At 66.7% G+C, this 25,121-nt stretch carries 14 protein-coding genes; 5 read left to right on the top strand and 9 right to left on the bottom strand.

The genetic code is table 11. The annotated features are described in order from the left end of the window. The first annotated feature begins 713 nt into the window (after positions 1–713). The 5 genes from drmD to drmC are packed head-to-tail and all read left to right on the top strand — an operon-like array spanning position 714 to position 13,710. Positions 714–3,935, top strand: a complete 3,222-nt coding sequence (gene drmD / locus A176_RS23675; protein ID WP_420811416.1) for a DISARM system SNF2-like helicase DrmD — start codon at positions 714–716, stop codon at positions 3,933–3,935. Further along, on the top strand, positions 3,935–7,852 hold the full coding sequence (locus A176_RS23670; RefSeq protein ID WP_044890754.1) for a DNA methyltransferase: 3,918 nt from the start codon (positions 3,935–3,937) through the stop codon (positions 7,850–7,852). The genes drmD and A176_RS23670 overlap by 1 nt, the downstream gene beginning before the upstream one ends. A gap of 8 nt (positions 7,853–7,860) precedes the next feature. Further along, positions 7,861–11,199, top strand: coding sequence for a DISARM system helicase DrmA (gene drmA, locus A176_RS23665; RefSeq protein ID WP_002636408.1), 3,339 nt, complete (start codon positions 7,861–7,863; stop codon positions 11,197–11,199). Beyond that, positions 11,186–13,033 carry a DUF1998 domain-containing protein gene (gene drmB, locus A176_RS23660; RefSeq protein ID WP_044890726.1) on the top strand — a complete coding sequence of 616 codons (1,848 nt, stop codon included), beginning with the start codon at positions 11,186–11,188 and terminating at the stop codon, positions 13,031–13,033. Before drmA ends, drmB begins: the two co-directional genes overlap by 14 nt. Then, a complete protein-coding gene (drmC, locus tag A176_RS23655) occupies positions 13,024–13,710 on the top strand; it encodes a DISARM system phospholipase D-like protein DrmC (RefSeq protein ID WP_002636406.1) in 687 nt (228 codons plus the stop codon). Before drmB ends, drmC begins: the two co-directional genes overlap by 10 nt. A gap of 38 nt (positions 13,711–13,748) precedes the next feature. Here drmC and A176_RS23650 read toward each other — a convergent pair whose 3' ends face one another. The 9 genes from A176_RS23650 to A176_RS38780 all read right to left on the bottom strand — a co-directional run bounded on the left by A176_RS23650 (position 13,749) and on the right by A176_RS38780 (position 25,021). Then, on the bottom strand, positions 13,749–15,281 hold the full coding sequence (locus A176_RS23650) for a DUF1570 domain-containing protein (protein WP_002636405.1): 1,533 nt from the start codon (positions 15,279–15,281) through the stop codon (positions 13,749–13,751). 332 nt (positions 15,282–15,613) lie between these two features. Beyond that, entirely contained in the window at positions 15,614–16,465 is an 852-nt protein-coding gene (gene fghA, locus A176_RS23645) for an S-formylglutathione hydrolase (protein ID WP_002636404.1), read from the bottom strand. 34 nt (positions 16,466–16,499) lie between these two features. Beyond that, positions 16,500–17,609 (bottom strand): S-(hydroxymethyl)glutathione dehydrogenase/class III alcohol dehydrogenase, encoded by a 1,110-nt coding sequence (locus A176_RS23640; RefSeq protein ID WP_002636403.1) that lies wholly within the window; start codon positions 17,607–17,609, stop codon positions 16,500–16,502. Between the two features lie 42 nt (positions 17,610–17,651). Beyond that, positions 17,652–17,927 (bottom strand): formaldehyde-responsive transcriptional repressor FrmR, encoded by a 276-nt coding sequence (gene frmR / locus A176_RS23635; protein ID WP_002636402.1) that lies wholly within the window; start codon positions 17,925–17,927, stop codon positions 17,652–17,654. Positions 17,928–18,367: 440 nt separating this feature from the next. Continuing rightward, positions 18,368–19,855, bottom strand: a complete 1,488-nt coding sequence (locus A176_RS23630; RefSeq protein ID WP_226993968.1) for a fibronectin type III domain-containing protein — start codon at positions 19,853–19,855, stop codon at positions 18,368–18,370. Beyond that, complete coding sequence (locus A176_RS23625) at positions 19,806–22,079, bottom strand: carboxypeptidase regulatory-like domain-containing protein (protein WP_226993967.1); 2,274 nt, start codon at positions 22,077–22,079, stop codon at positions 19,806–19,808. The genes A176_RS23630 and A176_RS23625 overlap by 50 nt, the downstream gene beginning before the upstream one ends. Before the next feature lie 191 nt (positions 22,080–22,270). Then, entirely contained in the window at positions 22,271–23,017 is a 747-nt protein-coding gene (locus A176_RS23620; protein WP_144429592.1) for a hypothetical protein, read from the bottom strand. A gap of 248 nt (positions 23,018–23,265) precedes the next feature. Then, complete coding sequence (locus tag A176_RS23615; RefSeq protein WP_002636398.1) at positions 23,266–24,531, bottom strand: glycosyltransferase; 1,266 nt, start codon at positions 24,529–24,531, stop codon at positions 23,266–23,268. A 307-nt stretch (positions 24,532–24,838) separates the two neighbouring features. Beyond that, on the bottom strand, positions 24,839–25,021 hold the full coding sequence (locus A176_RS38780) for a hypothetical protein (RefSeq protein ID WP_144429591.1): 183 nt from the start codon (positions 25,019–25,021) through the stop codon (positions 24,839–24,841). Positions 25,022–25,121 lie beyond the last annotated feature (100 nt).

Below are 25,121 nucleotides of genomic sequence, written 5' to 3'. Positions count from 1 at the left end.
ATTCGCTTTGAGACTTTCTTCTCAGTGAAAGAACGTCGTGCCGTCGATGTTCCGCATGTTTCGCCTGCCCACGGGGCGCCTGTGGGAGCTGAAATGGGCACACCCCGCGAGCGCACACTGGCAAGCCTGAACGACGGAGCGTGATTCCCAAACGGCCCGGAGGGTAGGCGGGCGCTGGATGGGTGGGGAAGCGGCAGGAACCCACCTGGAGGGCGGACGAGAAGGGCTGGTGGACGGCGCGCTGGAAGGTGAATATGTCGATACGGTTGGGAGCCCAGCTCTCCGTGCGCTCGCCGATGACATTGAGAACCTGGTGTCTCAAAGAAGGGGACATCAAGGCACTCCTGACGCTGGGGACCTGCGCGAACTCGACCTCATCGACCGCGTGGCGGCTCAGTTCGGCCCGGGCAAGCAAGGGGGGATGGGGCGCGTGAGAAAGCGCGTCGCGTTCGTGGTGCTTGGTTTTGCGACGAGCTGTGTGAGGGGGGGGGCGGCGAGTTGAGTCCGCCTTGATGCTGCCGCGGCCCGGCCCAATCCACTCGCGGCGACCGCTACTTCTTCGCTTCCACCTTCGCCGGTGGCTACGAAGGCTTATGCGCTGAGCGGATAGACGTATCGGCGCCCTCAGCCTATTTGGCTTGATGCGGCTGTTGCATACCTCTGGGGTAGTACTACCTCCGGGGAGTTTACCACTCGGGAGGTATGGCGCCTACATGCCTATGCTGCGGGATTTTGCTCCCGTGCCCATCGCTCCCATGCCGTGCGCGGGTGATATCGCGCAGGTCCGACACCGTCAGTATCTGGTCAATGAAGTCATTGCTCCTTCGGATGTCCGGGAGCAACACACCCTCGTTCGTCTTACTTGTCTCGATGATGACGCACAGGGACGCTCCCTGTCGGTCTTGTGGGAGCGTGAGCTCGCCGCTCGGGTCGTCCGACCCGAACAGGGTGGCTTGGGAACGCCTGCGCGTTTCGACGAGCCGCGTCACTTCGCCGCGTATCTGCACGCGCTCAAGTGGAGCTCCGTCACCGCCACCGACGCTCGGCTCTTTCAGGCGCCGTTCCGCGCGGGCATCCACTTGATGAATCACCAGCTCACGCCTCTCAAGAAGGCGCTTGAGCTGCCTCGGGTGAATCTCTTCATCGCCGATGACGTAGGTCTCGGAAAGACCATCGAGGCCGGGCTGGTGTTGCAGGAACTCATCCTCCGCCAGCGCGTGGACCGCGTCCTCATCGTCTGCCCGGCGTCGGTGACGCTCCAGTGGCGCGATGAGATGGAGAGGCGCTTCGGCCTGCGCTTCGAAATCTTCAACAGCGAGTTCGTCTCCCGCCGCCGTCAGGAGCGCGGCTTCCAGGTCCCCGTCTGGGCCACGCACTCACGCTTCATCGTGTCGTACCAGACGCTGCGGCGCAGCGAGTACTTCGAGCCGCTGAAGACCCTCCTGGAGGAGAAGGGGCACCACAAGTCCTTGTTGGTGCTCGACGAGGCGCACGTCGTCGCGCCCGCATCGGCCAGCCGGTACGCCATCGACACGGAGACCACTCGCAGCATCCGCTCACTGGCGGAGCGCTTCGAGCACCGGCTCTTCCTCTCCGCGACGCCCCACAACGGCCACTCCAACAGCTTCTCCGCGCTGTTGGAGATGTTGGACCCACAGCGCTTCACGCGGGGCACCCGCGTCCGCGAATCACAGTTGGCTCCCGTCATGGTTCGCCGGCTCAAGGGCGACCTGCGCGCCCTGGGCAGTTCACAGCGCTACCCCGAGCGGCACGTAGTGGGTGTGCGGCTGACGCATGACTCGGGACGCTGGCACGCTGAGTGGCTCGCCCCGGACGGAAAGGCCGTCGAGCAGCGTGTCGACCTGGGCGAAGCCCCCGCCCCGGAACTGGAACTGTCCCAGAAGCTCGCGCGCTACACGGAACTCATGGCGCCTGGCACTAAGCAGGGGCGCCTGGTCTTCATTAACCTCCAAAAGCGCCTCCTCTCCAGCATCGAGGCGTTCCATCGCACCCTCTCCGTCCACGCGGCTGCCTTCGGCGCGGGGGCGCTGGCTCCCGACGGCGGAGCGCTCACCGGCGATACGGCTCCTGAGTCCGAGGAGCATGGCGAGCCGGACGATGCACTCGAGCTGTCGTTCGCGGAGACCATCCGCGAGCACAGTCAGGAGCTGTCCGCCAGCGTCCAGGCGCGCAAGCTCCTGGATGACATGCTCAAGCTGAGCGCCCGGCACCGCACTGCCCGGGACGCGAAGCTGCGAGCCCTGCTCCACTGGATTCGAGAGCACCAATGCCCGCTCACCCGAGGCGCCGCGTGGAAGCCCCGCCGGGTCATCCTTTTTACCGAGTATGGCGACACGCTCCGCTACCTCAAGGAGCAGCTCGCCGCCGCCTTCGAGGGGACCCAACGGGGTGATGAGCGCATCCTCACGCTGACGGGTGGCATCGATGACGTAAAGCGCGCGGAGGTGCAGGCCGCCTTCAACGGTTCGATGGAGGAGTTCCCCGTGCGGGTCCTCCTCGCGACCGACGCCGCGCGCGAAGGCATCAATCTACAAGGCCACTGCGCGGACCTCTTCCACATCGACGTGCCGTGGAATCCCTCACGCATGGAGCAGCGCAACGGTCGCATCGACCGCGCCTTGCAACCTGCATCCACCGTGCGCTGTGGCTACTTCGTCTACGGCCAGCGCTCCGAGGACGCGGTGCTCGACACCCTCGCGCGCAAGGTCGAGACCATCACGCGCGAGCTGGGCAGCCTGGGCTGCGTGCTGATGGACCAGATGCACGATGCCCTCGCCTCGGGCATCACGAAGGGCACGCTGGAGCGCCTCTCCCGCGCCGCGACCTCGACTCGGACGGAGGTGACGAAGCGGGAACTGGAGTCCCAACGGACGCTCCAATCCCTGCGCAAGGAACTGGATGCGATTGGAGAACTCCGTGAGCGCAGTGGGAAGGTGATGGACTTCAATCCCGTCCTGCTGCGCGATGCGCTGGACGTGGGGTTCGAGCTGGCCGGTGCGGGCCGGTTGGAGCGGGAGTCCATCACGGAACAGGGCCGGACGCTGGAAGCCTGGAAGGTCCCCGCCCTGCCTGCTTCGTGGAACACGACCCTGGATGCCATTCGTCCGCGCCGGGAGCGCGACGAGGCAGCATGGGAATGGCGTAAGCGCCCTCTGTCTCCCGTCGTCTTCGAGGCACCTCCGGGCGTTTCGAGCAAGCTCGTCCACCTGCACCTGTCCCATCCGCTCGTCCAGCGGGTGCTTCAGCGGTTCCTGGCGCAGGGGTTCTCCGCGAACGACCTGAGCCGTGTCTCGGTGGTTCAGACCCAGCGCGACGCAGTGGCACGCGTCATCGTCTTCGGCCGGTTGTCGCTCTTTGGCGAGGGCGCCGCGCGGCTCCATGACGAGGTGGTCTCTGTTTCAGCAAGGTGGCTGGACGGTGGCGGTCGCGGGCACCTGAAGCCCTTCGCGGACGATGCGGACCGCAAGGCGATCGATCAACTGGAGACCACGCTGGCGGAAGCGCCCGCGCTCTCCTCGATACCAAAGGCTGTCCAGAAACGTCTGCTGGCCAGTGTCGAGTCCGACTTCTCGAAGCTCTGGCCCGCCATCGAGGAGCAGGCCTCGGTGAGAGAGCAGGGGGCTCGCAAGAAGTTAGCGGCCCGTGGGGCGTCCGAAGCCAAGGCGCTGACACAGATTCTCCTGACGCAGCGGGAGGCCATCCAGGAGGCATTGAGCGCGCAGCTCGAACTCAAGCTCGACGCCCGGGCGGAGCAGGACCAGTGGAGGAGGGACAAGGTTCATCTTGAGCAGCGATTGGCAGCGCTCGGAAGGGAGCTCGTCGAACAACCCGAATCCTTGAGGGCCACCTATGCGGTGCGGGTCGCCCGCCTGGTGCCAGTGGGCATGGTCTACCTGTGGCCGGGGGCGCGTTGATGAGCGGCCAGAATCTTGGCGGGGACGTCGAGCGTCGCTATCACCAGACCTGGATGGGGATGGCGCAGCCCTTCGAAGGGCTGGTGGTCTCCATCCCGGTCCTCGAGGACGCGCAGTGTATGCAGCGCCTGCCGGTGTCCGCGCAGTCGCGGTTCGTCCTGCTGGCGGGCCGGGAGTCATCTCGCGTGACGGATGTCCCGCGCTTCCTCCGGGAGGTGCTGGGCTACGCCGAGGATGATTTCACCTCGGTGTTTCCGGAGGACCTCCAACTCGACATCGCGGAGGGTCAACAGACGATCAAGCCCACGCGGGGGCTGTTGCGACGAGGGCCTCCTCCCGCGAAACCGGAAGGGTTGCCGGATGACTCCACGCCCATCAGTCGCGCCGCGGAAGGCTTCGCGCTCCTGACCTGGGAACTGCCGGCCGGGTTGGACCTGGACAAGAAGGAAGACACCACGGGCACGTGGTTCTACGAGCCCACCGCCAAGTTTGACCGCCTGCTGCGCGCGGCCCGTGTTCCCATCGGGCTGCTGTTCAACGGGGACTCCGTGCGCCTGGTCTATGCGCCCCACGGAGAGACGTCAGGGCACATCACTTTCCGGTTCAAGGACATCGTCACCGCCAGCGGTCGTCCGCTGTTTGACGCGATGGTGATGCTCCTGCACGCGCGCCGCTTCTTCGGCGTGCTGCCCGAGCATCAACTTCCCGCGCTCCTGGAGCAGTCACGCCGCCGGCAGGCGGATGTCACTGACGAATTGTCCGACCAGGTACTGGAAGCGCTAGGCATCCTTCTCACGGGTTTCGAGACGGCCGCTGAACGGGATGGCTCCCGGGCCCTGGACGAGGCGCTCTCTCGAGATGAGGACCACGTCTACGGCGGGCTCCTCTCCACGCTCTTGCGGCTCGTCTTCATCCTCTACGCGGAAGACAGGGGCCTGCTCCCCGTGGACCAGGAGCCCTACCGCGATGACCTGTCGGTGAAGGCACTTCACGCGCAACTCGTCGAGGACTCCAGCCAATACCCCGATTCGATGAACCGGCGCTTCGGTGCGTGGCCACGATTGCTGGCGCTCTTCCGGTGCATCTACCTGGGGGCCTCGCACGACAAACTGCGAATGCCGGCACGGCGCGGACAGCTCTTCGACCCTGACACGTTCCCCTTTCTGGGAGGCACGAGTTCCACCGATGCGAGCACGGATGCGCGGGTGCCTCCCGTTGATGACGAGACGGTCCTCCAGGTCCTTGAGCGGCTCATTTTCCTCAAGGGGCAGCGACTGAGCTTCAAGTCGCTCGACGTAGAGCAGATCGGCTCCGTGTACGAGGGCCTGATGGGCATCCACGTGAAGCGGCTGACGGGTGCTGGAATCTGCCTCAAGCCCTCGAAGGTATGGGTCTCCGTGAACGAGGTGCTGGTCCAGCCCGCGAAGCGGCGTGCTGCATGGCTGGAAGCGGTGGCGGGCCTCGACGCGAAGGCGGTGAAAGCTCTGTCGAAGGCGCTGGAGCAGGCGTCCACGCAGCAGATGATCCTGACCGCGCTTGAGCCGTACCGCGTGAAGGGGACCGAGACACGGCGACCATCCCAGTTGGTGCTACAACCCGGCGCCGAGCGACGACAAACCAGCAGCCACTACACGCCTCGAAGCATCTCCGCGCCCATTGTTCGCCGGGCCTTGGAGCCTTTGCTCAAGACGATGGGGCCGCAGCCGTCCTCAGAAAGGCTTCTCAACCTCAAGATCTGCGACCCTGCCATGGGGTCCGGTGCGTTCCTGGTGGAGTCCTGCCGCTTTCTCGCGGACCAGGTTGTCGCCGCCTGGACACGCGAGGGCGTGCTGAAGCGTGACAAGCATGAGGACGAGGTGATGCGGGCACGCCGGCTGGTGGCTCAGCGATGCCTGTACGGCGTGGACAAGAATCCATGGGCCGTGAAGCTCGCGAAGCTGTCGCTGTGGCTCGTGACGTTGGCGAAGACGGAGCCCTTCACATTCCTGGACCATGCGCTCAAGTGCGGGGATTCGTTGGTCGGACTCGACCTGGATCAGCTTCAAGCGTTCCACTGGGACCCGACTAGCAAGAAGCAGTCGGAACTGTCCTGGGCGTTCATCAAGAAGGCACTGACGCGCTCCCTGGAGAAGCGTGAGGAAATCCTCCAACTTGCGCTCGACCTGGAAGGGCCGGAGCGCAAGCCGCTGCAACTGGACCTGGATCCCGGCCGGGTAAAGGAGGGGCTTCTCCGTGACGCGGACGCGGCGTTGGAAGACATCAAACGGATCGCCAATGCGTGCGTCGGGGCGTTCTTCGCCCGTGGCTCGGACAAGGAGCGGGAGAAGGAGCGTTTCCGCCGGTCGAACCTGATTGGAACCTGGCTGTCCACGGCGAAGAATGGGGTTCTGCCTCCCCTGCCGGCGGACATCGCGGCGTTCTCCGCACCGTCAGGGACGTTCCACTGGCCACTGGAGTTCCCTGAGGTTTTCCACGGGAGCCGGCCAGATCCGCTCGACAACGAGCAGCCCAACAAGACGGCCTGGATCGATGGGTTCGTAGGGAACCCGCCGTTTGCGGGAAAGAACACCATCATCGAGACGGGCGGAGAGAACTACCTCCCTTGGCTCCAGACGGTTCATGAGGGTGCGCACGGCAACGCGGATCTCTCCGCGCACTTCTTCCGCCGTGCGTTCCATCTACTGGGTGAACACGGCAGCTTCGGATTTATCGCCACCAACACCATTGCGCAGGGGGACACGAGGGTCACTGGACTGAAGTACCTGGTGGACCACGGCGGCCACCTCTACGACGCCGTACGCTCCATGAAGTGGCCGTTAGCTGGCGCCAACGTCTCAGTGTCCGTGGTGCATCTGGCGAAGGGGCACGTCTCAGACTTGAAGTTGGAGCCGCGGCTGGACCATCTGCCTGTAAAGCACCTCAACTCTCGACTGAGAGGGAAGCCCGATCGAGCCGACCCCTTGGTCCTCACCGCTAACACAGGGAAGAGCTTCCAGGGATGCATCGTCCTTGGAATGGGGTTCGTGCTCAGCCCCGAGCAGCGAGTAGCGCTCGTCGCGAAGTCTCCGAGGAACGCGGAACGCATCTTTCGCTATGTGGGCGGAGAGGAAATCAACTCTGACCCTAGGTCGAGCCTCGAAAGGCACGTCATCAACTTTGGGCAAATGGATTTAGCCGAAGCTGAGCGGTGGCCCGACCTCATCCGCATCGTACGGGAATTGGTGAAGCCTGAACGAGACAAAAACAATAGGGGAGGTTACCGCAAGTGGTGGTGGCAGTTTGCTGAGAAGCGCAGTGAACTCCAGGAAACACTTCGTAAATCGGAACGCTGCCTCGCAATCAGCCTTGTCTCCAAGCATCTCACTTTCGAATGGCGGCCAACGGACGTCGTCTTTTCACATTCAGCTGGCGTCTTCGCCCTTAGTCAGGAGCGCTGGCTCACACTGCTGCAATCACGTGTGCACGAGGTCTGGGCGCGACTGCTGTCGTCATCACTCGAAGACCGACTTCGTTACACCCCCAGCGACTGCTTCGAGACCTTTCCTTTCCCTGTTCTCGGCAAAGCATCAGGGCTCGATGCATTAGGTAAGCGATTCCACTTCGAACGCAGCCAGTACATGCAAGCCAACAACATCGGCCTGACGACGACGTACAATCGGCTTAAGGACAAGTCCGTCATCGACACTGCGACCCAGCGCCTGCGGGACCTGCACGTGGCCGTGGACCAGGCTGTCCTGGATGCCTACGGCTGGAATGACATCCACGCCCCTCTGTACTGCGGCGCCACTGCCAAGCAGCTCGAAGCGTTCGAAGACGAAGTTCTCGACCGCCTCTTCGACCTGAACGCGCAGCGTGCTCACGAGGAAGCCCACCCCACCGTACGCCGTCCCTCGAAGTCCCGCACCCAGACCGCCTGAGTCCTCCCATGAATGTCCCTGACACGGGCGCGGTCCGCTCCCACCTCATTGATGCGCTCGAAGCGGACCTCGTCGGTCCGTTCCACAAGCCTCCAGGTGCTCCTGTCTCGGATGCCCCGGAAGTGCTCCGCAATCCGCCGTCCCGCTGGTACCTGACCGGCTTCCTCGTCCCGCTCGACCAGGGCGTCATCGAGGACGACCCCGACGACGAGGAAGACGACCTGGCCGCAGGCAATGACGAGGACAACGAGGAATCCTCTCGACCCGACCCAACCGCCAAGAAGGTGCGCCGCCTGCCCGCGTCCATGGGCCTGTCCGTCTTCGTCCCCGCTGGCACGACCCAGCTCACCGCCCATGTCTGCTGGGCGGACTACCAGCGCCTCGAAGCAGAGGGGCGCAAGCCGTGGCGCCGCACCTTCCACCAACGCACTGTCACCCTGTCCCTGAACGACGCGGCTCTGCGAGAAGGCCTGTACCTCCAGGACAGCCAGGGCCTGCGCCTGGAAGGCCACGTGGAGAAGACGCGCGAAGGCGAGCTCGCGGTCGCCATCTTCCTCGTCAACGCGCGCCCGCCCACCAGCACCGCCGTCGACCGGGACGAAGCCTATGCCTTCCAGACCCATCTCGCCCTGGAATGCGAGCAGGGCTTCGTCAGCCGACAGGATTCCAGCGATGCCGGGAGCGAGGACGACGACGACCGTGTCAACGACCTCCAGTTTCGCGACCGCCAGCGGTGGGCTGTGGGCCATGGCATCTCCGTGCGCGTCTCATCCACCTCCGTCCCCGTCACCCGCGTGGAAACGGACTGGCTGCCACGCGTCGAGGTGCTCCCAGTCGAAGCGCGACGGATTGACGAAGTCACGGTGGGCATGGAGCAGCTCGCCGCGTTCACGACACCCTCGGAGACCGTCGCGGCTCTGCTCCCCCTGGTTCGGGCCTACCGCGAATGGGTGGACATGCAGGCCACTATTGCTGTGGGCAGCGAACGCCGCGAGGAGACACGGGATGAGCTCATCCGCAGGGCTCGACGCGCGGCGGACCGCATCGAAGATGGCATCAACCTCCTGACACGGGAACCTCTCGCCTTCGACGCCTTCCGCTGGATGAACAGCGTCATGGCCCAGTCGGAACGCAAGGTGCGGCAGGAAGAAGCGCCTCAATGGCGTCTCTTCCAGCTCGCCTTCATCTTGCTCAATCTCCCCTCCGTCGAGGACGAAGGCCACGCGGACCGCGAACTCGTGGAGCTCATCTTCTTCCCCACCGGTGGCGGAAAGACGCAGGCCTACCTGGGACTCATTGCCTTCACGCTTCTCCTGCGCCGCCTCCGAGGTCAGGCTCACCTCCACGGTGGCCTGGGCGTGGCCGTGCTGCTGCGCTACACGCTGCGGCTGCTCACCCTCGACCAACTGGGTCGCGCCGCGACACTCATCTGCGCGCTCGAAATGCTCCGCAAGCAAGAGCCGAAACGCCTGGGCGCCGTGCGCTTCTCCATCGGACTGTGGGTCGGCCGCTCCGCGACCGCCAACACGCTGGAGCAGGCCTCCACGCAGATCACCGAGTACAAGAACGACAACAGCGCCCGCGCGCAATCTCCCTTCCCGCTGGCCACCTGTCCCTGGTGCGCGACGCCGTTCGAACGGGAGTGCTTCATCCTCCGGCCCTCCAAGTCCAAACCCGAGGAAGTGCTCGTCGGCTGCGCGAACATCGCGTGTGCCTTCAACCTGGGCCGCAACCCGGAAGGGCTCCCCGTCCTCTTCGTCGACGAGCAGATCTACCGCGAGCTTCCGTGTTTCCTCGTCGCCACCGTGGACAAGTTCGCCATGCTGCCGTGGCGTGGAGAGACGGGATTGCTCTTCGGTCGCATCCTGGGGCGCACCGGGAAGCGCTTCGTCGGCCCGTGCAACGATGCCGCGGACGTGAAGGCTGCGCTCGTGACGCTCCCGAGGGGGCTGCCTCCCCCGGAACTCATCGTGCAGGACGAACTGCACCTCATCTCCGGTCCGCTGGGCTCCATGGTGGGCCTCTACGAAGGTGCCGTCCTGACGCTCGCGCCCCGGGCGAAGTTGGTGGCCTCCACCGCCACCGTCCGCCGCTCCCGGCAACAGGTGAGTCGCCTCTATGGACGGGACGTCGCACTCTTCCCTCCGCCAGGCGTGGATGCCTCCGAGACGTTCTTCGCCTCAGTGGGCAAGAAGGGCGCGCGCCAATACGTGGGCGTGGCGGCACCTGGGCGGCCCATGAAGGCCATCCTGCTGCGCGTCTATGTCAGCCTGCTCGCCGCCGCCGCGCGCGGCGAACAACTTCACGGCGCCGTGAGCGCGGACCCGTACCTGACGCTCGTCGGCTATTTCAACAGCCTGCGTGAACTGGGCGGCATGCGCCGGCTGGTCGAGGACGAGGTGCGCCGACTCGTGATGGACCGAGTCCGCCGTCGTCCCGAGGACTTCGGCAAAGAGGCCGAGCATCCCTGGTACCGGGGCAGGACCATCCGCGGCGAGCCCATCGAGCTGACCAGCCGGGAGAAGACCGCTGACATCAAGGCATCGAAGAACCGCCTGGAGCTCACGCACGGCCAGCCCCAGAGCATCGACGTCGTGCTCGCCAGCAACATGATCTCCGTCGGCGTGGACATCGACCGGTTGGGACTCATGGTCGTGGCGGGACAGCCCAAGACGACCAGCGAGTACATCCAGGCGTCCAGCCGCGTGGGCCGCAAGCTGAACAAGCCCGGCCTCGTGGTGACGTGCCTCAACGCGGCCAAGCCCCGCGACCGCAGCCACTACGAGCGCTTCGGGACGTACCACGAGTCGTTCTATCGCTTCGTCGAAGCCACCTCGGTGACACCCTTCTCAGCACCGGCGCTCGACCGGGGGCTCGCGGGCGTGGTGGTGGCGCTGGGCCGGCTGCTGGACACCGCCATGACCGCGCCCCTGGATTGGAAGTCCCTGCAGGCGCACCGGGATGCGCTGGAGCAGGCGCTCGAAATCCTGGCGAAGCGCGCGGGCCGAGGGCTTCCCAAGGATGAGTCGGAGCGGGCCAGCGGCATCGTGATGCAGCGCGCACGAAGCCTGCTCGACTCGTGGCGCAACATCATCGAGCAGGCGAAGAAGGACGCCGCCCAGCGCGCGTACTCGCCCTACGACCCGGAGGGAAAGGGGCTCAAGCCCCTGCTGCGCGGTTTCCTGGACCCCACCGAAAACCTCACCCAGGACGAGCTCAAGTTCGAGGCGCCCACGTCCATGCGTGACGTGGAGTCCTCGGTGCACTTGTGGATTTCACGTCAACCCCTGGGCGGCTACCGCGCCCCGAAGGCCGCGACGGAGGAGGCAGCGCATGATGAACCGTAGGAAGTGGAACCGGGCCCGCTCGACGCGGCCGCCGGATGGGCGCGTGCGCCAGAGCCAGGTGGTCTCCACCTTCGGTCCGGGCAGCATGCTGGATTTGCTGAACGACGCAGTCCTCGTGGGCGGCCTGGACTTCTGGCGTCTCAAGGGGCAGGGCGAGGTGGTCAACGAGCCACGGCTGCTGGAGATCGTCGAACCGCTCTACCACCGCAACAAGTGGCCGCTCAGCAAGGAGGCCCCCTTCCGCAAGCCTCCCGCTGGGGATGAGCGAGAGCCGACAGAGTCCTGCGGCATCCAGGTGTATGAGTTTCCGCGCTGGTTTGTCTGCCAGAACCCCCATTGCCGCACGCTGGTGCGGGCCAACAGCTTGGAGCGTGTGAATCAAGAGTACCGCCACCGCTGCGCGGGCGTGGAGGCGAAGCCCGAGCGCTGCGTGCCGGTGCGCTTCGTCGCGGCCTGTCCGAGGGGGCACCTGTCGGACATCGACTGGAGCTGGTGGATGCACGAGCGCAAGCCATGCGATGCCCCACAGCTCAAGCTCGAGGAGGGCGTGAGCGGTGACTTCAGTGACATCGAGGTCGCGTGCTCGACGTGCGGCAAACGCAGGCGCCTCATCGACATGACACACAAGGAGCAGCAGGACCCCTGCGCCGGGGAGCGGCCCTGGCTGGGGTTGGAGGCGCGGGAGCGCTGCGCCGAGAGGCAGCGGCTGCTGGTCCGGACCGCCAGCAACGGCTATTTCGCGCAGACCACCAGCGCCATCACCATCCCTGAACCGGAGTCGCTCCGACGCAAGGTGCAGTCCGCGTGGAGCATCCTCCAGTCCGCCACCGCGGAGACCCTGCCTGCCTTCCGGACCATTTCCCAGGTGCAGGCGGCGCTCGGCTCCGCCTCCAACGCGGAGGTGCTGGCGGCCATCACGGCGGAGCGCGAGCACCTGCCCGAGGCCGTCCCGGAGATCCGCACCGCGGAGTGGCTCCAGTTCCTCGCGCAGCCACAGGAGAAGCCTGGCGAGATGCCCCGGGACCGCTCCGAGGTCTTCTGGGCCCGGCGCATCGCTCGGCCCCAGGGACTGCCCTCACTGGTCGAACGCGTGGTGCTGGCGCGACGGTTGCGGGAGGTCCAGGCCCAGGTGGGCTTCACGCGGCTGGAGCCCCTGTCGAAGGACCTCCAGGGACGCTACGACCTGGACGTGGCGCTCGCGCCGATGTCGCTCCACCGGGACTGGGTGCCCGTCACGGAGATGCAGGGCGAGGGCATGCTGCTGATGCTCGATGAGGCGCAGGTGCATGCCTGGGAGATGTCCGAGCCCGTGCTGCGGCGCGAGGAGGTGCTCCGGGCTGGATATGAGCGCTGGAAGCAGGTCTCCGGTTCGAAGCTCCCCTTTCCGGGCGTGCGGCTCTACCTGCTCCATTCGCTGGCGCACCTGTTGATGACGGAGGTGGCGCTGGAGTGTGGCTATCCCGCGAGCTCCATCCGCGAGCGGCTCTACTGCGCGCCGCACAGCGACGCCGTCCCCATGGCGGGCATCCTGTTGATGACGGGCACCACGGGCGCGGAAGGCACGCTGGGCGGCCTGGTAGAGGAGGGCCGGCGACTGGGACAGCACCTTGTCCGGGCGCTGGAGGACGCGCGCCTCTGCTCCAACGACCCCGTCTGCGCGCATCACGAACCCACGGGCCGTGACGACCGCGACCTGGAGGGCGCCGCGTGCCACGGGTGCCTCTTCCTCCCCGAGTGCTCCTGCGAGCGCTTCAACCAGTACCTCGATCGCGCGCTCGTCGTGCCCACGCTGGGCCACGAGGCCGTTGCCTTCCTGAAGACGCCGTGGACCTGAGCGGCGTGGCGACGCTGGACCTGGAGCGGCTGAAGGCCGTGGTGGGCACGCGGCGGCTCGGGTTTCCGTTGTCCCGTCTGGCGCTCCAGGGAGAGGGGCTGGAGCGGCTGACGGGGGAGGTCGCGGCGTTGAACGCGCTGGGACGAGAGGGAACGTTGGTGTTGCTGGACGCGGTGCTCGTGGAGCGGCGCGCGGGGGCCCGGCGGCCAGAGCTGGTCTGGACGGGGCCGGAGACCCGCTGGAGCGGCGCTCGCGACACGGCGGTGGTGCTGGCGGACCTGTTCCACAAGGCCACGAGCACGGTGCTGGTGGCCGGGTTCACGTTCGACCACGCGGCGGACGTGTTGGGGCCGCTGCACGAAGCCCTCCGACGAGGCGTGAGTGGCAGGCTCTATGCGAGCGCGCCGGTGGCCTCGGCATTCCTGCGGGAGCACTGGCCCTTCGGTCCGCCCTTTCCGGAGTGCCACGGCTTCTCACCCAGGAAGGGGGTCTTCGCCAGCCTGCATGCGAAATGCGTCGTGGTGGACGCACGGTGGGTCTTCGTGACGTCCGCGAACTTCACGAACCGAGGACAGACACGGAACATCGAAGTGGGCGTGCTGCTGGAGGACACGCACCTGGCAGCGGCGCTGGAGGCCCAGTTCTCCACGGGGGAGTGGTTCTCACGGGTCGCCTGATGCTGGGGCCTGCGCCCGCCTCACCACCACGGCGGGCCTCACCGCGTCGCGGGGGCTTCCGGCGCGGAGGGAGGCGCCTCTGGTGCAGCGGCACAGTGCACCCTGATGCGCGAAGCGAGCCACTCGTGGAAGGCAGCACGTTGCTCGGAGGAGACGGACTCATGCTGCAAGTCCACGGCGCGCGCCTGCGCCACCTGGGCCTCCGCGCAACGCCCCTGGGCCGCGGCCGCCACCGCAAGCGTGGCCTGCACGTCCTGGCTCCAGGGCGCCAGCTTCGCTGCCTTCACCGCATGGGCAAGCGCGTTGGCGTGCCGCCCGTTCGCGGTGTACTCGCGAGCGAGCGCCGCCAGGCGCGCTGGCTCTTCGGGCGTCAATCGCAGTGCGTTGCGCCGCGCCTGCTCCCGCTCGACTCGGGCGGAGGTCTCCTCCCCCAGTGAATCACCCAGCAGGTCCCAGGCTTCCGCGCTCGCTGGATGCGCAGCCGTCAACGCCCGTGCACGCGCGAGCCGTTTCGCACCGTCCTCCTCCATGACCGCGCCGAGGACCGCTGCGTGAACGTGACCTGGCTCCAGTCTCAAGGCCTCGGCCACGTCAGCCTGCGCCTGTACCTGACGCTGCGCAGGCGTCAACGTCCCGCCAAAAGCGGAGCGGTGAAGCCGCGCCCGCGTCACGTGCACATCCGCCGCACTCATGGCCCCCAGCGTGACGTCAGTCGAGGCGGGAGGCAGCTTTCGGGTGACGATGGTGTATTCAGTGCCGTGCCGCAGCGCCTTCGCGAATTCCTGCTCCAACGCCTCGTCTGACATTCCCTCGAAGGCGGCATCCCACGCCAGACGAGGCGGCTCCGCCCGTGCCAGACGTTGCTGGTAGTCCGCGAAGCGCTCGGCCTGCGAGTTGAGGAGGAAGTGGACCCACGCCCAACTCGACGCGTAGTAGTGGAACCGGTCGCGTACGGGCGGCTCCGACGTGTCCCAGGCCCAGAGGGATGCCAGCGGCAACGCGCCCATCCGAAGCACGGTGTCGAGCGCCGTCTTGTTGTCCTGCCCCAGCTCCACCATGCCATCCCGCCGCTCCTCGGCGACCTCGAGGTACATGGCCAACCCTTCGGCGAACCAACGAGGTTGCCGCAGCAGCACGAATCGGCTCAGGTAGTGAGCGAGTTCGTGCCGGACGAGCTTCGGAATACCTCGCCGTTTCTCATGGGCCATGACCACCAACATGCGCACGTTGGTGTCTTGCCAGCTCACGTAGCCGCCAACCCGGTTGTCGGCGAACTCGCTGAGCGCGCCCTGCCGACGGAGGAGGACGACATCGACGGTGCCCGGCGGATCGAAGTCCGTCCCATCGCCCCACCACAACCGCATCATCGCGCGAGTCCGCTCCAGGGCCACGGTGGCGCCGCGCGCCTCGTCCGCGTCCAGGTCCGTCCACACGCGGAAGTGCTCGCTCCGCGCTTCATGCCACGTATCGCCGCCATGCGCCGCGCACTCGGCGCGAGGGTTCAGCGTGGCGCATCCAGAGAGCAAGAGCAGGAGGAACAGCCAGGAACCATGAAACGGACGTAGAACCATGCAGCGTCGAGCATGCCGCAGGGACCGCGATGCGCACCGTCTCGCGGGACGTGTTGCTCATTCGTTACATGACGGCTTGGGTCGCACAGGGCGCCGGGAGTTACGACTACCCGGAGTGTCGTTTCAGATGGGCGAACACGGTGCCCCGCACGAGCACTCGGCGTTCCTTCCACTTCGAGCGCCTCCCCTCTGAATCCGTGAAGGAGTTCCTTCGTTGGGGCCGCGGACCCCCGCCAGCACTTCCTGCGTGAAGAGCGGCATCATCCGGCTGAGACACGGCCAGCCCCGACACTTGTCACGTCGGGGCTGGCCGGAAGGAATGACTGTCGCGACTACGAACGCGCGTTCTTGGAACCACCGAGGGCCTTCGCGTGGTGCGCGAAGTGGTCCGCGAGGAACGTGGCGATGAAGTAGTAGCTGTGGTCGTACCCCGCGTGCCGCCGCAGCGTGAGCGGGTGGCCCGTGGCCTCGCAGGCGGCGGCCAGCAGCTCCGGGCGAAGCTGGGTGGCGAGGAACTCGTCGGCCTCGCCCTGGTCGACCAGGAGGGCCAGTCGCTCCTGGGCCGTCTTCACCAACGCGACGGCGTCCCAGGCCGCCCACGCCTCACGGTTGTCGCCCAGGTAGGCGGTGAAGGCCTTCTGGCCCCACGGCACTTGGGAGGGAGCGACGATGGGAGAGAATGCGGACACGCTGCGGTAGCGGCCCGGGTGGCGCAGGGCGGTGACGAGCGCGCCGTGACCGCCCATGGAGTGGCCGAAGATGCCTCGCGCATCCGTGGCCGGGAAGTGCTGCTCCACCAGCGAGGGGAGCTCCCGGGCCACGTAGTCCTGCATGCGGAAGTGCGGCGCCCAGGGGGCCTGCGTGGCGTCGAGATAGAAGCCCGCCCCCTGGCCCAGGTCGTAGGCCGCGTCGTTGGCCACCGCGTCGCCGCGAGGACTCGTGTCAGGCGCGACGACGATGAGGCCGTGGCGCGCCGCGTGCTCCTGCGCGCCCGCCTTGGTGATGAAGTTCTGCTCGGTGCAGGTCAGGCCGGAGAGCCAGTACAGCACCGGGCAGCGCTCGCCGCGCAGCGCGGCCTCTGGCAGGTAGACGCCGAATCGCGTCTCGCCGCCCAGCGCGGAGGAGGTGTGCTTCCACACCTCCTGTCGGCCGCCAAAACTCGCGTGGTGTTCGATGCGTTCCATGTCCTGCTCCTCGGAGATGGGGTTGGCGGTGGACTTAGTAGCGGACGACGGTGCGGATGGACTTGCCCTCGTGCATCAGGTCGAAGGCTTCGTTGATGTCGGTCAGCGGCCGCGTGTGCGTCACGAACGGCGCGAGCTGAATCTTGCCGGACATCGCGTCCTCCACCATGCCGGGGAGCTCCGAGCGGCCCTTCACGCCACCAAAAGCGGTGCCCTTCCACGTCCGGCCCGTGACGAGCTGGAACGGACGGGTGGAGATCTCCTGTCCCGCGCCGGCCACGCCGATGATGATGGACTGACCCCAGCCACGGTGCGCGCACTCCAGCGCGGCGCGCATCACGCCCACGTTGCCGATGCACTCGAAGGAGTGGTCCACGCCCCAGCCCGTCATCTCCACGATGACCTGCTGGATGGGGCGGTCGTGGTCCTTGGGGTTGACGAAGTCAGTGGCGCCGAAGGTCTTCGCCAGCTCGAACTTGGCGGGGTTCGTATCGATGGCGATGATGCGGCCAGCCTTCGCCATCTGGGCGCCCTGAATCACCGCCAGGCCAATGCCGCCCAGACCAAACACCGCGACCGAATCCCCTTCCTGCACGCGGGCCGTGTTCTTCACCGCGCCCAGGCCCGTCGTCACGCCGCAGCCCAGCAGGCAGACCTGCTCGGGGTTGGCGTTCGGGTTGATGCGGGCCAGCGACACCTCCGCCACCACGGTGTACTCGCTGAAGGTGGAGCACCCCATGTAGTGGTAGACGGGCTTGCCGTTGTACGAGAAGCGCGTGGTGCCGTCGGGCATCACGCCCTTGCCCTGGGTGGCACGCACCGCCACACACAGGTTGGTCTTGCCAGACTTACAGAACAGACATTGGCCACACTCCGCGGTGTAGAGCGGGATGACATGGTCGCCGGGCTTGACGGACGTCACGCCCTCGCCCACCGCCTCCACCACGCCGGCGCCCTCGTGGCCGAGCACCACGGGGAAGAGACCTTCCGGATCATCTCCGGAGAGGGTGAACGCGTCGGTGTGGCAGACGCCCGTGTGGGTGATGCGAACCAGGACCTCGCCCTTCTGCGGAGGCGCGACGTCGAGCTCGACGATGCTCAAGGGCTTTCCGGCTTCAAAGGCGACAGCGGCACGAGACTTCATGAGGATGCTCCTGGGCTAGGGGATGAAGGCAGGGACTCCCACTCACTTGAGGTACGTGCGGACCAGCGCCGTCATGTCCCGCACTCGCTGGGCGTGGCGCGGGTCCTCGTCGGACGCCGGGCCGAACTCCTCCCGGATGTGTGACTCCAGCACCTCGGACATCAGGCCGTTGATGGCCCCTCGGATGGCAGCGAGCTGCTGGAGGACCGTGCCGCATTCAGCGCCGGACTCCAACGCACGCTCCAAGGCTTCGGTTTGTCCGCGGATGCGGCGGACGCGGAGCAGCGCCTTCTTCTTCTCTTCCGGCGAGTGGGGCATGGCGGAGACGTCATACTGGGTGGGGGTATCCTGCCGCAGTGGGGCTTATACCCCCGGGGGGTATGTGGCAAGGACGGAATGAAAGCGTCTTCCGTCCTGGCGCGGAGACTGTGCCGACCTCCTTGAAGGTTGCACCCGCCGAAGCGGCGTGCACCTGAGGAACCGGCCGTACCACCCGTGAGCCAGGCCGGCATCCGTGCGACACAGCGGCCGAGCGCAGGCACTCCACCAGTCGATTGACATGTCCAGAGAGGGTCAAGGCTCATGCGCTTGACCCTCCCGACGCGGAAGGATGCCGGGTGAGGCTTGATAGGGCATCCGCGTATGCGAACGCACGAGGTCGGGGACGCGCGGACTTCAGGTGACAGCTTCCCAGCGCCGCGGTGTTGGAACCGGTCATTCGAATCAACAGGCGCTGCGTCACGACCTCGGAGACACCCTCACGGCGTGGTGAAGAGCGAGCTGAACGCGTCCGCGCGGGCCATGGGCAGCGCCTCGCGGGTGTGGAACGGGTCGCGCTCGATGTCGTAGCCGGCGCTGTCGTAGGCGGACAGGCGCAGGTAGTAGATGCTGTCCGGCTTGAGCATTCCGGGAGGCAGCCGCACCTGGGTGGCCGAGCCAGACAGGTGGATGGCGCCATCGGGGACCAAGGAGTTCATCTCCGGGAGATACCGGAGGAGCGCCAGCCGGTAGGCGTTGACGGAGCCCTGGGTCGGAGGCAGCCAGGAGATGACCGGGCTGGCCGAGCCCACCTCGCGCTGCGAGCTGGCGAGCACGCCGTCAATGGCCAGCGCCCGCGGCGGCGACACGCTCGGCTGGACGGGGCTCGCGATGAAGCTGTTGAACTCATCCCACGTCGAGATGCTGCCCGTCAGGCTGACGCGCCGGCCCGAGCCATCCGGAAGCGTTTCCAGAACACGGAACGAATAGCTGCCCATTCCCACCACGCCCCAGTTCGACGGGAACGGATTTCCGAACTGCAGCCGCTGCGTGAAATGGAACGACGCGGCGCGCGGCATCTGCAGGGTGAGCAGCTCCCCGGAGTAGCCAATCCACCCGTTGTTCGTCCCGTGCGCGGCGGGGATGGCGGAGAAGGTGGGGATGGACGGCGTCGCGAGCGGGTGCGCGTCCGTGGTCCAGGCCGTATAGGCCGGCAGACGCCACTCGAGCGGGAACTCCGTCCGGGGCGGCGACTGCATCACGCCCGCCAGCGGCAGGGGCGTGGCGCCATCCGGGGTGAAGTCGAACGCGCCCACCTCCACCGCGCGGTCCACAGCGGAGTACCCCAACGCCGTGCCATCCGGCGCCGTCCCCGCGGGGTACTGGCTGTGCTGTGAGACGTAGAGCCGATCTCCCTTGCTCGCCTCGAAGACGGGGATGGGGCCCGTGCTCGACCACAGCTCGGCATTGTGGGTGAGGATGCGCGTCTCACCGTCGGGGATGAGGTCGTGGAGGCTCAAGGCCCCAAACAGGTCCACCTGTGCGGACGCGAGCTGGAGGCTGGAGCCAGGAAGGGACGAACTCGACCAGTTCGTCCACGGCGCCGTGTTCACCAGGTTCAATTGGAGCGGCGTCAGGTAGAAGTCCGAGTAGACGGTGTCCGGACGTCCCAGCTTGTTGATGCCCACGTCCACGTGGCGCGCGTTCGAGACGATGAAGTTCGTCCCCGTGCGCAGGTAGTACGGCCCCGAGGGGACGCCCGTGAACTGCCACCCGCCAGGCACCGCGGAGCCGAGCAGCAGGCTGAACGTCGAGCCGTGCGGCACATAGAGTTCGGGAGGCTGCGCCGCCATGTCCTCCGCCCGCTCGGAGATTCCCACCGACGTGTAGAAGCGCGTGGTGTTTGTCACCAGCACCGCATCGCTCGGGATGCCCGCGTCACCGGGTGTCCCGGCATCGGTGCATCCCTCCGCCAGCGGCTCGCCCATCGAGGTGCAATGGCCAGGCGCCTCGGAACTCGGTCCGTTCGGAGAGGGGTTCTCCGGGAACTCCTGCGCATCCTGCTCGGGCGAGCCACAGCCCACCAGCGTCATCGCACACGTCGACCCAACGAGGACGGACCACTTCAGCCAGTTCATTCAATCCCCCACCCATGGAAAAGGCGACAAGCCCTATCCGGGGAGATACGCAACGAACGGTCAATCCTGGCTGTCCAAGGCGGACGAATGCACTGGCCGGAGCCGCAGCGCCTGGTGCATCACCTTCTTCGTGTGTGCTTGTGCTACCGAGCAGGGACGCGAAGGACGAGGCCCGGAGGTGGCAGGTACAAAGGCGTCGAGTCCCCCAATTCGCGAGAGTTCCGTTCCATCGCAGTGCCAGGCTTTTGTTGAAGGCCTGCCCCGCGACGGCGGCGACGTCTGTCAATCCCGAAGGGAGCGTCGTTTGCCCATAGGCGCTGTTTCCCCATGCGAGGAGGCTGCCGTTGGAGCGGAGCGCCATGTAGTGGTGTTCGCCGCCCGCGACCTCCACGACATCGCTGAGGTCCGGGGTGCTCGCGAGGTCGTAGTACGCCGCGCCGAAGCCCCAGACGGCCGCGGTTCCATCCGACCGCAGCGCCAGTGCGCTGTTGCTCGTGCTGGCGATGACCACCACGTCCTGCAGGTCCGCTGGGACATCCTGGAGGTCGAAGACATCTTGTCCCCAGACGGAAAGAGTGCCGTCCGCCTTGAGCGCCATGCCGTGGAACGGCCCCGCGGAGACCGCGACCACGTTCCGCAGTCCCTCGGGGACGGGCGTCTCCTCGGCGTTGCTCGTGGCGATGGTGACGACGCTTCCATCCCGCTTGAGCGCGAGGGCACGGGCGCCGCTCGCGCTGATGGCCACCACGTCCGACAGGCCGTCGGGCACCGGGAGGGGATCGGGCCCTCCCCATTTGATGACGCTGCCATCGGCCTGCAATGCCACCGCGAAGGACATTCCGGAGGCCACGCTCACGACATCGGAGAGCGCGGAGGGAACCGGCGTGAGGCCGGTCGACGCATCGGCCGAGCCCCAGATGGTGACGGTGTTGTCGGGCAGCACGCCCATGCCCCAGTTGGCCGCGTACGACAGGGTCCGTTGCCGGAGCACGCGCAGCGAGGCGGTCGCATCGGGCCGCCAGCTCACGCCGGATGTCATGACCAGCTCGTGCACGCCGGGCGCGAGGCTCTCGGGCACGCGAACCACCACTTCCGCATCGGACCAGGCGAGGTATTCGTCGACCTCCACGCCGCCCAGGGTGATGCCGTGGCTTCCTTGCTCCGCGCCGAAGTGGGCGCCTGTCAGCCGCAGGTGGCCGCGTTGGACGGCCAGCGCGGGCGCCGTGAGCTCCGGGGCCTGGAGTCGATTCAGCGTCAGGCTGACCTGGCTCGGCAGGTTCGCGCGGATCTCCACGGGCTGACGGGCGTCGGCGTAGAGGCCCTTCCGGGCCTGCACCGTGTACGTGCCCGTGGGGACGCTGGCGAAGGTGAAGTGGCCCTGCGCATCCGTGGTCGTGGTGGCGCCGCTCTCCAGCAAGGTGAGGGTGATGCCGTCATGCGCGGTGGCCCCTTCGAGCAGCGCGGTGCCGTTCAGGCTGCCTCGCTCTCTCCGGAGGATGAGGGTGACCAGGGAGAATTCGACGTTCGTGACGCGGACCGTCTGCTGGGCGCGGACGTGGCCTGCCTTTTCGGCCACCACGGTGTAGGTGCCCGGGACGAGTGAGCCCAGGTTGACGTGGCCGAGTTCGTCGGTGGTCCGGGTGGTGCCTGTCTCGACCAGCGTCACGCGGGCATCGGGCACAGGGGCTTCGTCCTCGCGGATGACGAGTCCTTGCAACGCCCCGAGCTCCGCCGTGAGGTGGAGCGTGACGGTGGCCGTCTCGCCGGCCTGGACCTGCACGCTCTGCGTGGCATCGCGGTAGCCCAGTTGCTGCGCCACCAGCGTGTGTGTCCCCACGGGGACGTCTTCCATCGTGAAGCGGCCCTCCGTGTTGGTGAGGGCGCGGTGCTCGGTGCCCTGGAGCGTGAGGAGGATGCCTTCGGAGGCGACCCCTTCGAGGAGGGCCTGTCCCGTCACTCGGCCGCGCTGTGCCGGTGTTCCGGAGTCGGGCGTCGAAGAAGGGGGCGAGTCGGAGGTGCAGGCGGAAAGGGCCAGCAGGAGGGCCCAGAGCCAGGAGGTTCTCGCGAGGGACATTCGCGGGAGTCTAGCGCGAGCGGGGCCGGAGATGGCTTGGCCACGAAGGTGGGTGGAGTCCTTGACGACGGACCAGGTCGCGCACTCCGCCTATGGACGGCGGAGACGGAGCGCGTGACGAGAGGTGGGGACGACCGGCAGGGCTCATGGAGTAGGGCCTCCGGCACGTCCCCGGTTACCTGCTCATGACCTCAGATGCCCCAGCGGCAGCCCACGTGGAAGCTGTCACCGGAGGCGTTCGTGATGTCGAGCCGGCGCGTGGTCGAAACGCCAGCGGAGCCCAGGCTGTACTGGGCGTGCGTTCCCGCACCCTGGAACACCGACGTGATGGTGCTCCCGACGGTGATTTGGATGATCACGCCGTTGCCAGAGTAGTGGTCCACGCCACACAGGCCGGACGTCGAGGTCGTATAGGCATAGAAGCCGTTGGCCCAGTTCACCGTGCAGGTGCTCCACCGCGGTCCCCAGTTGCAGCCGCCGTTGTTGACGAACGTGGCCGCGTTGCTCGAGGACGTCAGTCCCTGCTCGCTGACGCCAGGGCGCGGCGCCCGCGCGGACGCGTCCTCCCTCTGGCCCCCGCCCACGTGAAACTCTTGCGCACTCACGTCGTTCGGAAGGCTCAGCGCGCGGTCATACGCGGCCTGGAGCTCCGCGGGGACCGGGGCGCCGGGGCGCAGCCGGTTGAACGCGAGCAGCGCATCCGAGGCCTCCTTGTCGCCGAGCACGAACGACTGGTCCGGCCGCTTGTGCTCGGCCAGGTACAATGCGCCCGGCGCGGGCTCGTAGAACGTGACGGTGTGTCCCGGCTCGAGTTCGATGCGCAGCAGGGCGCTGGCCTCGGTCGTCGTGTTGACGGGCGTCTCCGATTCACCAGGGCCGGCTGACTCCGTCTCTGCTCCAGCGCACCCCGTGAACAGCGCCACTCCAAGGCTTCCCATCGCGAGCCACTTCATTCCGCTCCGCATGTCTCATTCCCTTGCTGAAAGCACATCGAGGTGACTCTCCATGAGCCAGCTCTCGCGACACTGCGCGGAATGCGAGGCACGTGAGGCGAGGTCATTCCGCGCCCAGTTGAACGGTCACCCAGAAAAGTCTTCGGTTCGTGAATTTCAGGGTATTTCTTGGCGGGCGGGTTCCAGCGTGGGGACCCCAAAGGCCGCGCCATTCGCCACGAGCGGTGAGTTACTCACCCAAGAGCCCGTTCGATGACATCCACGCCCTGTTCCAGCTCGTTCGAGCCACGGCATGCGTGTCTCATCGCCTCCACGGAGGCGCGGATGTCGGCGCGTCCCAGCAGTGCATCCACCCGCTCGGTGATGACGCGGGCATCCTTCGTGCGGATGTCGCCACGGAGGCCAAGCTTGTGGTGCACCAGCCTCGCCGTCAGCCCGGGCTGGTCTGATTCATCGGGGAACAGGAGCAGCGGGACGCCGAAGTACAGCGCCTCCCGGACAGAGCCGATGCCGGCGTGATTCAGGAACAGGCTCGCCCGGGAGAGGACCTCCAGTTGAGGCACCGAGGCCTCCACGCGAATGGTCGGGGGTAGCGCCTCGCCACGGAGTTGCTGAGCCAACGGGCCGCAGCTCACGATGAGCTGCCATCCCTGACGTCGTCGGAAGGACTCGATGACAGCGGTGTAGAAGCGGTGTGAGTCCGGCAGGAACTCAGCGAACGTCCCCAGCGAGCAGTACGCCAGCGGCTTCGAGGCGTCATGGCCGGTCCAATCGAATGCGCCGTCGTCGCGTGCGGGCTCCACACAGGTGCCCAGGTAGTGCCTGCCGGGAAGTGCTCGCAGCGGCTCGAAGTCCAGCGCGCTGGGGCCAATCACCAGCTCCTCCACGTCGGGCCGATAACCGAAGTCTCCCCATCGCACACGGCGTCCTGCGCGCCGCATGCTTCGGAACGCGGAGTGCCCCGCCCAACGGATTCCGTGGTCGTACAGTCCCCGGCGCACGGGGATTTTCGCATGGAGCGACCACGTCACGAGGTTGCGTGCGCGGGCGAGTGGGCCACTGGAACTGGGGATGGCCGACGAGTGGACGGAGGGATAATCAAGCGAGAATGGGGCCGCGTAGGTTGGGTTGAGGCTGAGGTATGGCAGCCCGCGCTCGTGCGCTCCCGCGGCGATGTCCCACACCACGGGATCGACGAGGACGCCATCGATCCCATCCGTGTCCACCCAGGCGTTGAATGCCGCCGCGAGGTGCTCGTGGTATCGCGCGCGCAGGTGCAGGAAACGAACACCCGGCACGCGAGTTGCCCAGCTCGCGGTGACACGGAGGGATTGCGTGTATCGGCTGAACTCGAAGCCCTGCCGCGACACATGTTCCGCGAAGGACTCCGGCACGAAGTAGCGGACACGATGGCCCCGGCGCACCATCGCCCCCGCCAGAGAGAAGGTCGCGTTGAGGCCGCCGTATTCGGGCAGCATGTAGATTCCGACCGTCGACATCGGGACTCCTTTCCAGTGTATCGCACACTTGTTGTTGCGTCGGGAGTCCACGGCCGTGCGGCGTGTATGAATTCAGACGGTGGCTGCGAATTCGCCGTGAAACACCACGGCGGGCGCCTGGCCGACTCGCAGGGAGATGAAAACGGGGCACGCAGGGGCACGACGAATGAACGTGGGGGCAGTGTGACAACGGGTGTCAGCGCGTCCTTCGTGGGGTTATTGCTATCGCCCTGATTTCGCCGCCGCGTGCGCGACGGACAGCTTCTCCGTGAATCGGCTTGGGCCGCCCACCGGTCTCAGAATTCACTCATCGCTCCTTCGCGGACGAACTACCAAGCAGATGGATTGCGGCGTTCAGCACGTCGCGAGTCCCCCGGCGACGCAGCGCCCAGATTGCGTCCCAGGCGCGCTCATCTTCCTCATCGCCTTCCAGGGAAGCTTGGTTGAGCGCTTCGGTGCTTCTCCCTTCGCCATCGTCATGATGACTCATGGCGTCCCCCTCTGTGTCCGTCGCGACTGTCGGCCGCGTGTGCGAGGCAAAGGACCGCTCCGGTCCTTCTCCAGAACCCGGCCGCTGCGGCATGGATGCA

Origin of the sequence: Myxococcus hansupus (assembly GCF_000280925.3) — a bacterium.
GTDB classification, from domain to species: Bacteria; Myxococcota; Myxococcia; order Myxococcales; family Myxococcaceae; genus Myxococcus; species Myxococcus hansupus.
Note: the sequence above shows the minus strand (reverse complement) of the source record. Positions and strands in the feature narration are given on the sequence as shown.